The sequence below is a fragment of the Alcanivorax sp. genome, assembly GCF_017794965.1.
Classification (GTDB): Bacteria; Pseudomonadota; Gammaproteobacteria; order Pseudomonadales; family Alcanivoracaceae; genus Alcanivorax.
In genome coordinates this window covers 781,002-794,570 of record NZ_CP051240.1, presented here as the reverse complement: position 1 = coordinate 794,570, position 13,569 = coordinate 781,002, and the positions used below count along the sequence as shown (strand labels likewise).

At 59.9% G+C, this 13,569-nt stretch carries 12 protein-coding genes; 11 read left to right on the top strand and 1 reads right to left on the bottom strand.

Features of this window, described 5'->3' with window-relative positions; all coding sequences use genetic code 11:
• Positions 1–464: 464 nt before the first annotated feature.
• Both HF945_RS03540 and HF945_RS03535 read left to right on the top strand, forming a co-directional pair.
• Complete coding sequence (locus HF945_RS03540) at positions 465–1,013, top strand: DJ-1 family glyoxalase III (protein WP_290524379.1); 549 nt, start codon at positions 465–467, stop codon at positions 1,011–1,013.
• A 371-nt stretch (positions 1,014–1,384) separates the two neighbouring features.
• A complete protein-coding gene (locus tag HF945_RS03535) occupies positions 1,385–2,239 on the top strand; it encodes a class I SAM-dependent methyltransferase (RefSeq protein WP_290524378.1) in 855 nt (284 codons plus the stop codon).
• A 128-nt stretch (positions 2,240–2,367) separates the two neighbouring features.
• Here HF945_RS03535 and HF945_RS03530 read toward each other — a convergent pair whose 3' ends face one another.
• Positions 2,368–3,657, bottom strand: a complete 1,290-nt coding sequence (locus tag HF945_RS03530; protein WP_290524377.1) for an alpha/beta hydrolase — start codon at positions 3,655–3,657, stop codon at positions 2,368–2,370.
• Positions 3,658–4,077: 420 nt separating this feature from the next.
• On the opposite strand from HF945_RS03530, the gene HF945_RS03525 reads away from it, so the two are divergent.
• The 9 genes from HF945_RS03525 to HF945_RS03485 all read left to right on the top strand — a co-directional run bounded on the left by HF945_RS03525 (position 4,078) and on the right by HF945_RS03485 (position 13,352).
• A complete protein-coding gene (locus HF945_RS03525; protein WP_290524376.1) occupies positions 4,078–5,334 on the top strand; it encodes a glutamate-5-semialdehyde dehydrogenase in 1,257 nt (418 codons plus the stop codon).
• A gap of 65 nt (positions 5,335–5,399) precedes the next feature.
• Positions 5,400–6,065 (top strand): nicotinate-nucleotide adenylyltransferase, encoded by a 666-nt coding sequence (gene nadD, locus HF945_RS03520; RefSeq protein ID WP_290524375.1) that lies wholly within the window; start codon positions 5,400–5,402, stop codon positions 6,063–6,065.
• Positions 6,062–6,424 (top strand): ribosome silencing factor, encoded by a 363-nt coding sequence (gene rsfS, locus HF945_RS03515; protein WP_290524374.1) that lies wholly within the window; start codon positions 6,062–6,064, stop codon positions 6,422–6,424. The genes nadD and rsfS overlap by 4 nt, the downstream gene beginning before the upstream one ends.
• A 3-nt stretch (positions 6,425–6,427) precedes the next feature.
• Positions 6,428–6,898 (top strand): 23S rRNA (pseudouridine(1915)-N(3))-methyltransferase RlmH, encoded by a 471-nt coding sequence (gene rlmH / locus HF945_RS03510; RefSeq protein WP_290524373.1) that lies wholly within the window; start codon positions 6,428–6,430, stop codon positions 6,896–6,898.
• 29 nt (positions 6,899–6,927) lie between these two features.
• The gene (gene mrdA / locus HF945_RS03505) at positions 6,928–8,844 is read left to right on the top strand and encodes a penicillin-binding protein 2 (RefSeq protein WP_290524372.1); all 1,917 of its coding nucleotides are present in this window, start codon (positions 6,928–6,930) and stop codon (positions 8,842–8,844) included.
• A complete protein-coding gene (gene rodA, locus HF945_RS03500; RefSeq protein ID WP_366492527.1) occupies positions 8,841–9,986 on the top strand; it encodes a rod shape-determining protein RodA in 1,146 nt (381 codons plus the stop codon). Before mrdA ends, rodA begins: the two co-directional genes overlap by 4 nt.
• A 67-nt stretch (positions 9,987–10,053) precedes the next feature.
• On the top strand, positions 10,054–11,103 hold the full coding sequence (gene mltB, locus HF945_RS03495) for a lytic murein transglycosylase B (protein WP_290524371.1): 1,050 nt from the start codon (positions 10,054–10,056) through the stop codon (positions 11,101–11,103).
• Entirely contained in the window at positions 11,100–11,972 is an 873-nt protein-coding gene (locus tag HF945_RS03490; RefSeq protein WP_290524370.1) for a septal ring lytic transglycosylase RlpA family protein, read from the top strand. Before mltB ends, HF945_RS03490 begins: the two co-directional genes overlap by 4 nt.
• Positions 11,973–12,191: 219 nt before the next feature.
• Positions 12,192–13,352 carry a D-alanyl-D-alanine carboxypeptidase family protein gene (locus HF945_RS03485; protein ID WP_290524369.1) on the top strand — a complete coding sequence of 387 codons (1,161 nt, stop codon included), beginning with the start codon at positions 12,192–12,194 and terminating at the stop codon, positions 13,350–13,352.
• Positions 13,353–13,569 lie beyond the last annotated feature (217 nt).

Genomic DNA, 13,569 nt, shown 5'->3' with positions numbered 1-13,569 from the left:
TGATGCCTGATGCCTGATGCCTGATGCCTGATGCCTGATGCAAAAAGGCCCGCCCGGAAAACCGGGCGGGCCTTTTTGCATCGGTAAACACTCGCTATTCCCCGCGTAGGAGCGGTCGTTCGACCGCGATCCGAGCTCAAGCGAGGTAATGAGTTTCGAGTTTCGAGAAGCGAGTTTCGAAAAGCAAAACCCTCGTCCTGGAATCAGGTTTGGGTTTTGAGTTTCGAAACCCGCTTCTGGAATCCCTACCTCGCTTAGGCTCGGATCGCTCAGGCGAGCTGAGCTCCTACAGCGGCTTCGTAGAAATGAAGAAACAAGGGAACTTTTCGGCCTTTCTTAATCCAATCAAGCGTAGCTTGTAGCTTGTAGCTTGTAGCTTGTAGCTTGTAGCTTGTAGCTTGTAGCTTGTAGCTTGTAGCTTGTAGCTTGTAGCTTGTAGCTTGAGCCAAAGCAGGAGCCCCAGCATGCCTACCGCCCTGATCCCCGTTGCCGATGGCAGCGAAGATATCGAAACCGTCACCCTAATCGATGTGCTGCGCCGTGCTGAAGTGGAGGTCACCGTTGCCAGCGTGACCGGCAAGCCCGGTATCGTCGCCTCACGAGGCACCCGCCTCGAGGCAGATGCGCTGATTGAAGATCTGGTGACTGAAGACTTTGATCTGATCGTACTGCCCGGCGGCATGCCAGGCGCCGAGACCCTCGGCAGCAATGACATCCTGATCGAAAAACTCCAGGCTCAGAAAACCGCCGGCAGACTGTATGGCGCAATCTGTGCCGCACCCGCCGTGGCACTGGCAGCCAACGGCCTGCTGGATGGCATCGCCGCCACCGGCCATCCCGCCTTCACCGACAACCTGCCAGACCAGACACGCATCGAACAACGGGTGGTCCGCGATGGGCAATGCATCACCAGCCGCGGCCCGGGTACCGCACTGGAATTTTCCCTGGCCTTGGTGGAAGCCCTGTGCGGCAAGACCAAGCGCGATGCGGTGGCCGCGCCCATGGTGGTATAGAAGACGCGGCACGCCGCACGCTTCGTGCTGCAAATCAGAAGCGAGTTTCGATCGAGACTCGCCTCTGGAATCCTTACCTCGCCGAGGCTCGGATCGCGAGCAGGCACGTTATTCGCTTCGCTCACCCTTCGGGCCGCACTCCGTGCGTTACTCCACTGCGCTACGTTCCTACAGCAGCTTCGTAGAAATCCTGGAGTCCCGGGAACTTTTGGGCCTGCCTTGATCCAAACGAGCGTAGCTCGTAGCTCGTAGCTCGTAGCTCGTAGCTCGTAGCTCGTAGCTCGTAGCTGATCATTTGGCCCAAATAGCCCTCACCGGATCGCCAAACTCTGCTAGCCTGTCTGTCCACGATGAGCAGCAGCAGAACAACAATGAGCGAACCCCGCGATACCTCTTCAATCAGTTTTACCGCCCTGTACACCGGCCATGTGTGGACCCGTGATGGCATTTCCGCGCCGTTTTTCCGCACCCGCGGTGGCGCCTTCCTGTATGGCGCGCTGGCACCGTTTGAGTATGTGGGCCGCCATATTGTCGGCGGCAATATCCGCACCTTCCTGCTGCAGCGCCACCACCTTATCGACCATCGCCTTCACCAGCTTATCGACAGCGGTGTCACCCAGGTCGTGGAAATCGCCTGCGGCCTGTCTCCCCGCGGCCACCGTTTCTGTGAACAGTATCCGCAGCTCACCTACATCGAGACCGACCTGCCTGATATGGCCAGGCGCAAACAACAACTGCTGCAGGAACATCAGGTACTGAGCAACCACCATCGTGTGATGCCCATCAATATCTTTGCCGACGAAGGCGAGTTGAGTCTGGCCCATGTGCTGGGCCAACTGGACCAGAGCAAACCGGTGGTGGTCATTACTGAAGGGTTGGTGAACTATTTCCCGCTCCCGGTGATTTCCGAATTCTGGAAAACACTGGCGGGCGCCCTCAAGGCTTTCCCGCAAGGCACCTATCTCACCGACAACTATCCGCTCTATCGCGGCATGCCCTTCTATCGTACCCTGAAGGTACTCGGCAACATGCTCGGCGCCGTCTCACGCAGCCAGGTGGGATTCCATTTTCACGCCGACGACGAAGCCATCGACCACTTCAAACAGCTCGACTTCGACGACCTGAAAATCCACAACCCGGCGAACTACTACGACCAGCTCCCCATTCCGAAAACCCGTGGCAATCCGATGGTGCGGATCATGGAAGCGACTACGGGCAATGAATAATTAATAGTTAATAATGAATAACTAACCCCTGAAAACAAAAAGGCCGCCCCATTTCGCATGGAACGGCCTTTTTTTGGCTCTTTTTCAGCTATTAATTATTCATTATTAACTTTTAATTGCCTTTAAGGTTAGCCGTAAATCCGGTGCACCTTGTCATCACCGCCGGGGCGCAAAAAATACTGGCTGTCCTTGAGCAGTTCGGTGAAGCGGTCTGCCAGGGCAATGTTGCCGTGTTTGAACAGGCAACGAAGATACCCTTCGTCGTCATAATCAAACACCAGAAGATCCAGTTTCAGATCCGGGTTTTCCATGGTCAGGGTGCAGTCACGGGCATGGTCGGCCAGGGAGAAGCCGGGTTCATCCAGTTTGATCAGACAGCCGAAGAAGTTGATATCCACCACCTTCACCGGCTTGTTGAATCGGTACTGATCGCCAATGCGCGATTCGCTGGTGACATGGCCGTGGCTGTTGCAGGGCACCAGGCGTTCGGCGCGGCGACGCTCCAGGTTGCGGGTCTCGCCTTTCTTGAAGTAGCGCGTGCCCTCCACGTTTTCAATGGATTCCCCACGCAGAAAGGTGGAGAACAGATCCAGCGACACTTCCCGCTTTTCCAGCTGGGGCAGGTGATCTGCCCCCTTGATCAGCACGAACTGGGCATTGGGGCATTTCTCGGCAAAGGAGGCATTTTCCCAGGGCAGGGTAAAGCTGTCGTATTCACCGGTGGTCACCAGGGTGTCGCACTCGGGATAGCCCAACAGCCCTTCCACCGACAACAGCCGGCTGCCGTTGATCACATAGCGCTCCCGCTCATTCTCGGACAACCGCTTCATCTGCCGATAGAACAGCTTGCGGGCGGTGGGTGTAATTCCGGTTTCCTTGAGCCGGTTGTAGTTCACCAGATACAGCACGACGGCCTGGCTGAATTCATCCATGCGTCCCTCTCCAAGCACCCGCTTGGATTCATCCACCAGCATGCGCCAGCTCTTGCGCGGCCGGGTGACGATGCCCGCCACGATCAGCTTGCCGGTGGCGTCGGGATATTTATAGGCAAAAGTACTGGCAATGGCGGAGCCCAGGGAAAGCCCCATCAAGTGCACGGTGGCAAGACCCGACAGACGAGAAAACTCATACAGCAGGTCCGCCAGGTCTTCCATGCTCAGGTCCGGCGCGATCTGGGTGTTATTGCCCAGCGACGGCAGATCCACCAGGATCACCGGGAAGTCTTCGTAGATTCGTTCTACGCAGTATTTGTAGGAGGTGAAATTCTGGAAGGCACCACCCACCACCAGTAGCGGCGGTTTGTGGGCATTGTCCGGGTGGGCAAACGCCAGATAGTCAATGCGCCATTTACCGACCCACATCTGCAGCGGTTCGGCCTTGATGGAGGAGCGGGTATATTCCTCGTAATGAATTCCCATTGGCTGGCTCCGTTTGTTTTTCTTGTTGTTGTGCGCCTGCGGCGCTTTTGAGGTGTTCACTTGCCGGTCAGGGAGCACAACGGCCTTACGCTCCCTGTTGCACGCCACACGCGACGCGCCAAAGTGCCCACTTGGTGTCGCCTCCTCCGCCATGAGCAAATAACTGCAATGACGGTCTGACACGGTCATGTAGCAAAGATTTTCAATTCTTAACCATTTGTATGTAAGCGTAAAGCGGATAAATCACTGACGGTTTGCCGGGGCGACAGGGTGCACCTGTCCCTCAGGCAGTCGTCCATGGCGGGTTTTCACACCCCCCACAGACACAGCCAGAATTCCCCTGACGGGTGACGGGGTGTTATCCAGAGCGGTCCGGGTCAGCTATAATGCCGCTCTTTACCTGATTCAGTTTGTGACTCTATGGATATCCAGCAATACATGCAGCGTCTCGGCGAGCAGGCTCGCCAGGCCTCCCGGGCCATGGCCCGTGCCAGCGCCGGTGACAAGGACAAGGCGCTGGCCGCCATTGCCAGCGCCCTGCGCAGCCACCGCAGTACCATTCTGCAAGCCAACCAGCAGGATCTGGACAACGGCCGTCAGAACGGCCTGGATGCGGCCCTGCTTGACCGTCTGGAACTGACCACGGCCCGTTTTGACGGCATGGTGGAAGGTCTGGAACAGATCATCGGGCTGGCCGACCCGGTCGGCATCATTACCGATCTGGCCTACCGTCCCAGCGGCATTCAGGTGGGCAAGATGCGCGTCCCGCTGGGGGTCATCGGCATCATCTACGAGTCGCGGCCCAATGTGACCATCGACGCCGCGGCCCTGTGTCTGAAATCCGGCAATGCAGCCATCCTGCGCGGCGGTTCAGAGGCCATTCACGCCAACCAGGCCATCGCCGAATGCATCCGCATCGGCCTGCGCGAAGCCGGTCTGCCCGATACTGCCGTACAGGTCGTGGAGACCACCGACCGGGCGGCGGTGGGCGAGCTGATCAGCCACCCCGAATTCGTGGACGTGATCGTTCCCCGCGGCGGCAAAGGGCTGATCGAGCGGATCAGCAACGACGCCCGGGTACCGGTGATCAAGCATCTGGATGGCAACTGCCACACCTACATTGATGACCAGGCGGATATTGCCAAGGCCATCGAGGTGGCCTACAACGCCAAGACCCAGCGCTACGGCACCTGCAACACCACCGAAACCCTGCTGGTGGCCAATGCCATCGCCGGCCAGGTGCTGCCACAGCTGGCCGCACGCTATCAGGATGCCGGCGTGGAACTGCGCGGTTGCGAGCAGGCCCGCAGCATCGTTGCGGGCATGAACGAGGCCACCGAAACGGACTGGAGCGAAGAGTTCCTGGCGCCGATCCTGGCGGTGAAGATCGTCCAGGGCATGGATGATGCCATCGAACATATCAACCGTTACAGCTCCGGGCACACCGAAGCCATCATCACCGAGAACTACACCCGAGCGCGCCAGTTCCTGACGGAAGTGGATTCCAGCTCGGTGATGGTGAATGCCTCCACCCGGTTTGCGGACGGCTTCGAGTACGGTCTGGGCGCCGAGATCGGTATCTCCACCGACAAGATCCATGCACGCGGCCCGGTGGGGCTGGAAGGGCTCACCAGCCAGAAATGGGTGGTGCTGGGTGATGGGCATATCAGGCAATAACGCTGGCACGCTCCACGCAACACGCAACACGCGGTGCCATTTCTCAGCGCGGTGCGAGTGGCGTGATGTGTGACAGCGTCCCGCTGATCCTCTTTGGCGGCACCTTTGATCCGGTGCATCGTGCCCACATCAGTGCGGCGCGGGCGGTATCGAAGGTGCTGGGGGATGCCCCCGTGCACCTGCTTCCCAACTCCGTGCCTCCCCACAAGTCACAACCCATGGCCGATGGCGAACAGCGTCTGGCCATGCTGCGGCTGGCCTGCCGGGACTACCCGGAGCTGGTCGTGGATGACTGGGAGCTGCGTCAGGATGGCCCCAGCTACAGTCTGAACACCCTGCGTCACTTCCGACAGCAGATCGGTGACCGGCCATTGGTCTTCATGATCGGCGCCGACAGCTTTGCCACCTTGCATCGCTGGCACCAGTGGCAGGATTACGCCAGCCTTTGCCACCTGGCGGTGGTTCCGCGTCCAGACTGTGAACTGGCGACCGGGGACGTACAGAGCGCCTTCCCGGAAAGCGATCCCATGGCGCTGATGCAGCAGCCCGCCGGACTGCGGCTGATGCTCAAACGCCCGTTTCTGGATGTGTCGGCCACCGCCATCCGCGAAGCCCTGGAACAAAAAGGCGACTGTCCGGCACTGGATGCCACTGTCAGCGCCCATATTCGCCGCCATCACCTGTATAATGTGGCGGACAAGCCATCATTAACCAAACACGAGGCACCATGAGCGCAGACACCCCGATTCTGTCCCTGGTCACTAACGCCCTGGAAGAACTGAAAGCCCAGAAGATCACCGAACTGGATGTACGCGACATGACCAGCATGGCAGATCATATGGTGATCGCCAGCGGCACCTCTAACCGTCACGTGAAGGCCCTGGCCGACAACGTGGTGGACGCGGCCAAGGAAGCGGGCCACCCGCCCATCGGCAGCGAGGGTGAAGACACTGGCGAATGGATCCTGGTGGATCTGGGCGATGTGATTGTCCACCTGATGCTGCCCGCCACCCGAGAGTTTTATGATCTGGAACGCCTGTGGCGCAACCCGGACCACCACCCCGACCGCAATCAGGACCAAGACGCCTGACCGATGCGGATCTTCTTACTGGCGGTGGGCACCCGTATGCCCGATTGGGTCACCGAGGGATTCCGGGAATATCAGAAACGCATGCCTCCGGACATGCGCCTGGAACTGGAAGAGATCCCCATGCCCAAGCGCAGCAAGGGTGACACCGCCAGTCAGATCCGCAGTGAAGCCGAAGCTATCCGCAAACGGCTGGACAAATACCCGGGGGCCAAGACGGTGGCACTGGAAGTCCTTGGCCGCGCACTGGACACCCCCGCACTCAGCCGTAAACTGGGTGAACTGAAAGATCTGGGACAAGATCTGGTCATCCTGGTCGGGGGCCCTGACGGGCTCTGCCCCGAATTGTCTGCCAGTGCCCACGAACGGTGGAGCCTCTCCAAGCTGACCCTGCCCCACCCTCTGGTGCGCGTCCTGCTGGCAGAGCAGCTTTATCGAGGCTGGACGTTACTGACCGGCCACCCCTATCATCGCTGACCTTTATATGAGTGTGCGCTAACGCCAACATGCGTCGACCGTTAACCCTGAAAGACCATCATCATGAGCAGCGCATTTTTGGCGTGCGCCTGGTCGTGGGTGTCTTTCTGGTGTTGCTGCTGACCGGCATCCTGGTCAGCCGCATGATCTGGCTGCAGGTGTTCGAGCACAGTCGCTATACCACCCTCAGTGACAATAATCGGGTACAGACCCAGGCGGTCTCCCCGCCTCGAGGACTGATCACCGACCGGGACGGCATCATTCTGGCGGAAAACCGGCCCGACTTTTCCCTGGAAGTGATCATCGAACAGACCCGGGACCTGGATTCACTGCTGCAGGAAGTCGCCAAGCTGGTGGAGCTGGATGAAGGCGACCTGGAGCGCTTCGAAAAGCGCCGCCGCGCCGCCCGCCGCCCCTGGGAGCCGGTCCCCCTGCGCGGCCGACTCACCGAAGAGGAAATTGCCCGCCTGGTGGTCAACCAGCATCGCCTCCCCGGACTGCGTATATCTGCCGACCCGGTACGGCACTACCCCCACGACATTCTTTTTTCCCATGTGATCGGCTATGTAAACCGGATCAATGCACAGGATCTGGATGCCATGACGCTGGATCAGCAACGGGACTATGCCGGCACCCACTTCTACGGTCGTACCGGTATCGAGCGTTACTATGAAGACCAGCTGCACGGCGAAGTGGGTTACCGCCAGGTAGAAACCAATGCCCGCGGCCGGATTCTGCGGGTACTGGAAGAGCAACCACCGGTACCGGGGCAAGACCTGCGGTTACGCCTTTCCATGCGGGTACAGAAGGCCGCCTATGACGCGCTCGGTGATCGCCGCGGCGCCGTGGTCGCCATCGACCCCCGTGACGGCAGTGTGCTGGCCTTTGTCAGTCGCCCCGGCTTCAACCCCAACCTGTTCGTCACCGGTATCTCCCACAAGGATTATTCCGCCTACCGGGAAGACCACGACAACCCGCTGTTCAACCGGGCACTGCAAGGGCGCTACCCCCCTGGCTCCACCATCAAACCCATGCTCGGGCTCGCCGGGCTGGATACCGGTGTCACAAACTGGCAACGCAGCATCCGGGACCCCGGTTACTATCAGCTGGAAAACGACCCGCACCGTTATCGTGACTGGAAACGCTGGGGGCACGGCCGTGTGGATCTGCACCTGGCAGTGGTGCAATCCTGCGATACCTACTTCTATGACATGGGCTTCAAACTGGGCATTGATCGTATGAACGAGTACATGAACCAGTTTGCCGTCGGGCAGACCACCGGTATCGACCTGGATAACGAGTCCCAGGGCCTGATGCCTTCCAAACAATGGAAGAAAGCCTTCCGCAATCGTCCCTGGTTCCACGGCGACACCATCAACGCCAGCATCGGCCAGGGCTTCGTGCTGGCCACCCCCCTTCAACTGGCCACCGCAACGGCGATCACCGCCAATCATGGCAAGCAGGTCATCCCCACTCTGGCCGGCGAGCGGCAACCGGTGAAACGCACGGATCTGGTCCTGCAGGATGAGAGCAACTGGGAAAAGATGACCCAGGCCATGGTGGACGTAACCGGTCCCAAGGGCACCGCGCGTATCATGGCCGTAGACGCCCAGTACCCCATCGCCGCCAAGTCCGGTACCGCCCAGGTCTTTTCCGTGGGCCAGGACGAAACCTATAACGAAGACGAACTGGCCGAGCGCATGCTCGACCACGCCTTGATGGTGTCCTTTGCCCCTGCCGACAACCCGGCCATTGCCGTGGGTGTGCTGGTGGAAAACGGTCGCCACGGCGGCTCCACCGCCGGCCCCGTGGCCCGCGAAGTGATGGACGCCTGGCTGCTTGATGAGCAGGGGGAATTCAACGTGCCCCCGGTCTTTGCCGAGCACTCGGTCAGCGCACCACCGGCCCCCGCTCCCAGTGACGCCCCCGCCGAGGAGACGCCATGAGTCAGCGCGAATTCTTCCGCCAGATGCCGGGGCAGACCGGCGCCTCATTGTCTCCCGGGCTGGCCGAGCGAATCCATCTGGACGCCCCGCTGCTGGCGGGCCTGTTGCTGCTCATGCTGGGCGGCCTTACCGTTCTCTACAGTGCCGGTGGGGAAAGCATGGAGTTGATCGTGCGCCAGTGCATCCGTTTTGGTGCCGGGCTCACCGCCATGTTTGTACTGGCGCAGTTCCCGCCCCGCAGCTACCGCTTCTGGGCGCCGGTGATTTACACCGTTGGCCTCGTGCTGCTGGTACTGGTGCTGGTTGCCGGTACCGAAGCCAAAGGGGCCCAGCGCTGGTTATCCATACCGGGTCTGGGCCGTTTTCAGCCTTCCGAGGTGATGAAGCTGGCGGTGCCAGCCATGGTGGCCTGGTTCTTCAGTGAACGTACCCTGCCCCCCAAGCTCATTGATGTGGCCGGCGCCCTGATCCTGCTGGGTTTGCCCGCCATGCTGATCGGTCTGCAGCCGGATCTGGGTACCGCGATCCTGATTGCCGCCAGCGGCCTGGTGGTCCTTTTCATGGCCGGCCTCTCCTGGCGGCTGATTGCGGTGGCGGTGATCGTGGTGGTAACTGCCGCTCCGCTGATGTACTTCTTTGTGATGCACGACTACCAGCGCAACCGGGTAGACACTTTTTTGAACCCGGAAGCGGATCCGCGGGGAACTGGCTGGAACATTATCCAGTCAAAGACGGCAATCGGCTCTGGTGGCATCGATGGCAAGGGCTGGCTGGACGGCACCCAATCACGCCTGGACTTTCTCCCGGAATCCTCCACGGACTTCATTCTGGCCGTGCTGAGCGAGGAATTCGGCCTGATTGGCGTGATACTGCTGCTGATCATGTACCTGGTGATTGTCGGACGCGGGTTCTTCATCAGCTGGCAGGCCCAGGACACCTTCTCCCGGTTACTGGGATCGAGTCTGACCATGACGTTCTTCATCTACGTCTTCGTCAACATCGGCATGGTGACCGGGTTGCTGCCAGTGGTGGGCGTCCCCCTGCCCCTGGTGAGTTATGGCGGCACCTCCATCGTTACCCTGCTGGCCAGTTTTGGCATGCTGATGTCGATACAGACCCACCGGCGTCTGATCAGTTACTAATACGCTGCACGCTTCACGCAACATGCAACACGCGGAGCAGTAAAAAAGACAACAAGGAGTAGCGGCTTTGCGGCGAATTCATCGAGGACTTATTGGCACCCTTCTTTCCCTTGCAGCCTTGTCGGCCCAGGCCGAGCTGGAACATACCTGTTCAGAGAACAGCAGCTATCTGGAACGCCCTGCTGCCAAGACCATGATTGCCGAGCTGGTGCAACAGGGCCTGGACGAGCAGCGCGTCCGCACCGTGCTGGGTAGCGCGGAATGCCAGCCCAAAATCCTCGTCTCCATTGCCCGGCCAGCGGAAAAAACCCACACCTGGGCCACCTACCAGAAAATCTTCCTGCAGGAGAGCCGGGTACAGAAGGGCGTAGAGTTTGCCGCCACCCATGCGGACGCGCTGACGCGGGCGGAACAGACCTATGGCGTCCCCCGGGAAATCATTCTTGCAATCATTGGCGTGGAAACCCGCTACGGCCAGCACATGGGCACCTACCGGGTCGTGGATGCCCTGGCGACCCTGGGGTTCGACTATCCCCCCCGCGGCACCTTCTTTGCCAAACAGCTCAAGGCCCTGTTTGAACTGGAGCAGCAGGCCCATATTGATGCGGACACCATTACCGGCTCCTACGCGGGAGCCATGGGCTTCGGCCAGTTCATCCCCACCAGCTACCTGGCCTACGCCGTGGATTTCGACAATGACGGAGTCACGGACCTGGTCAACAACCCGGTGGATGCCATCGGTTCAGTGGCCAACTATTTCAGTGAGCACAAGTGGACACCCGGTCTACCGGTGGCCGCCCGTGCCCAAATCAAGGGCGACGGCTTCAAGGCGCTCGCCAGCAAGGGCTACAAACCCGGCTTTAACCTGGCAGATGCCCGCCAGGCCGGGGTCACCCCGCTGAGCTGCCAGGCGGCCATCACTAGCGAGTATTGTTTCGATCTCCCCGGCGACACCCGCGTTGCCCTTCTGGACCTGCAGGGGACCGATGGCGCCGAATTCTGGCTGGCCACTGACAACTTTTATACGATTACCCGCTACAACCACAGTCGCCTCTACGCCATGGCCGTGCTACAACTATCCCGACAGCTGGCCGACGCGCTGGAGAACACGCAATGAAACGCCTGGCAACACTGGTTACCGCAAGCGCCTTTCTGGGCGCCTGTGTGAGCACACCGCCCCCTTCCACCCCCGAAAAGGACCCTGCCGGCGCGCCGGGGTCGGATCGCTATAGCCTGCAACAGGACACCGCCCCCCATGAGCACCGGGATGTATCCGGCCTGCCCGAACCGGAACCCAAACAGGAACCGCGCAGCAAATACGGCAACATGAAAAGCTACAGCGTGTGGGGCAAGACTTACCACGTACTGCCCGATGCCACCGGCTATGTGGCGGAAGGCAATGCCTCCTGGTATGGACAGAAATTCCACGGCCACCGCACCTCCAGTGGTGAATCGTTCGATATGTACCAGTTCACGGCAGCACACCGCAGTCTGCCGCTGCCCACCTATGTGCGGGTGACCAATCTGGATAACGGCAAGAATCTCATCGTGCGGGTGAATGACCGTGGTCCCTTCCATGAAAATCGCATCATCGATTTGTCCTGGGCTGCTGCGGTACGGCTGGGCATTGAGCAGGCCGGCACCGGTCGGGTACGGGTTGAAGCCCTCAGCCCCGACACAGACAACCAGAGCAACACCGTACCCACCGCCGTACGCGCGGCCGTGGACAGTCCGCCACCCCGTTCCGCCAGCACCGCCCAAGGGCAGCGACTGTACCTGCAGGCCGGCGCCTTCCAGGACCGCAGCAGCGCGGAAAGACTCCGTCAGTCCCTGCGCGATCAGTTGGGACTGGAATCGGAAATCCGCCAGCAGCAGAGCTTGTTTCGGGTCTGGATCGGCCCCTACCAGGATGACAGCAGCCGCCAGCAAATGCGCCAGCAGGTGGCCAATGCCGGTTTTGATCGTCCCATGCCGGTCACCCCGTAACCGGCACGGTTGCGGCTGCATCGTCCGACAACCCGGAACCGGCGGTACAAATTCTGACACCCAGGCCCTAAAATGCGGCCATTATTGGATCATTGGCGGTACCACTTCAGTACAGCAACCGGCTTTCGCGGAATTTTTTGCCACCCTGGTGTCAAACCTCCGCGTACCCGACCCCCTATTCATTTTGTCAGGAAGACAAGGAACTACAGGCAGATAACCATGCGCTCCCAGTCGATACGCAGCTCCCTTTTTGTGCTTTTTGCTTTTTTTGCTTCGCTCCTTAGCCTGCAGGCCAGCGCCAGCATGGTGCCCCGCGCCCCGCAGATCGATGCACGCGGTTATCTGCTCATGGACGCCTCCAGCGGCCATGTGATCGTTGAACACAATGCCGAACAGCGTCTGCCCCCGGCCAGCCTGACCAAGATGATGACCGCCTACATTGCGGAAGCGGAGTTGCAGAAGGGGAACCTGTCTGAAGACGACATGGCGCCGGTCAGCGTGAAGGCCTGGCGCATGGGCGGCTCCAAGATGTTCATCAAGGAAGGCACCCGCGTGAGTGTGGGCGACCTGCTCAAGGGCATCATCATTCAGTCCGGCAATGACGCCAGCGTCGCCATGGCGGAGTTCGTGGCAGGGTCCGAAGATGCCTTTGCCGACCTGATGAACCAGCACGCCGACCGCCTTGGGATGCACAGCACCCATTTCATGAATGCCACCGGCTGGCCCGCCGAAAACCATTTCACCACCGCCATGGACATGGCCATTCTGGCCCGCGCCATCGTGCGTGATTTTCCGGAGCACTATGACACCTACGCGGAAAAGGAATTTACCTACAACGGCATTACCCAGCAGAACCGCAACCTGCTGTTGTGGCGCGACCAGCGTGTAGACGGCCTGAAAACCGGTCACACCGAAGAAGCGGGCTACTGTCTGGTGTCCTCCGCCAAGGACGGGGACATGCGACTGATCGCCGTCGTCATGGGCACCGATTCCGAGGGGGCTCGTGCCCGTGAATCCCAGAAACTGCTGACCTATGGCTTCCGCTTCTTCGAAACCTACAAGGCCTACAGTGCCGGCGACATTCTGGATACCGCCGAGCTGTGGATGGGAGAGCAGCGCGAGGTGCGCCTGGGCCTGGCGGAAGATCTGGTACTGACGATCCCCAAGGAGAGCCACGAGAATCTGAAGGCGGAAGTCACCGTGACCCCGCAGTTGCAGGCCCCGATCCATGAAGGCCAGCAGTACGGCACCGTCACCGTACGCATGGACAATGAAGTACTGGTGGAAAAGCCACTGGTCGCACTGGAAAGTATTGAAGAAGCCGGTTTCCTGACCAAGATCTGGCATCATATCCTGATGTTCTTCAAAGGATTGTTCTAAGGAGCCACTGAATAACGCCTTGCATGCTCAGTCTTTCAGGCTGGTTCGCCCCCTCGGCGAAGGTAAAGAGGGGCACACTTTTGAAGGCATGCTGGTTGCCTGACAAGGCTCATACCTTCAAGAACAGGCAACAACGAGTGCGGGCCAGCCTGGAAGACCCGAAGGGCGCGGCCTGGAGCGCCCGTCTGCTGCGCCTTGCCTCTCGGAAAGGGATCCA

Bases quoted from the DNA above. Each gene is read 5' to 3' on its own strand.
- HF945_RS03540 (WP_290524379.1), top strand. From the start codon at position 465: ATGCCTACCGCCCTGATCCCCGTTGCCGATGGCAGCGAAGATATCGAA.
- HF945_RS03535 (WP_290524378.1), top strand. From the start codon at position 1,385: ATGAGCGAACCCCGCGATACCTCTTCAATCAGTTTTACCGCCCTGTAC.
- HF945_RS03530 (WP_290524377.1), bottom strand. From the start codon at position 3,657: ATGGGAATTCATTACGAGGAATATACCCGCTCCTCCATCAAGGCCGAA.
- HF945_RS03525 (WP_290524376.1), top strand. From the start codon at position 4,078: ATGGATATCCAGCAATACATGCAGCGTCTCGGCGAGCAGGCTCGCCAG.
- nadD (WP_290524375.1), top strand. From the start codon at position 5,400: ATGTGTGACAGCGTCCCGCTGATCCTCTTTGGCGGCACCTTTGATCCG.
- rsfS (WP_290524374.1), top strand. From the start codon at position 6,062: ATGAGCGCAGACACCCCGATTCTGTCCCTGGTCACTAACGCCCTGGAA.
- rlmH (WP_290524373.1), top strand. From the start codon at position 6,428: ATGCGGATCTTCTTACTGGCGGTGGGCACCCGTATGCCCGATTGGGTC.
- mrdA (WP_290524372.1), top strand. From the start codon at position 6,928: ATGCGTCGACCGTTAACCCTGAAAGACCATCATCATGAGCAGCGCATT.
- rodA (WP_366492527.1), top strand. From the start codon at position 8,841: ATGAGTCAGCGCGAATTCTTCCGCCAGATGCCGGGGCAGACCGGCGCC.
- HF945_RS03490 (WP_290524370.1), top strand. From the start codon at position 11,100: ATGAAACGCCTGGCAACACTGGTTACCGCAAGCGCCTTTCTGGGCGCC.
- HF945_RS03485 (WP_290524369.1), top strand. From the start codon at position 12,192: ATGCGCTCCCAGTCGATACGCAGCTCCCTTTTTGTGCTTTTTGCTTTT.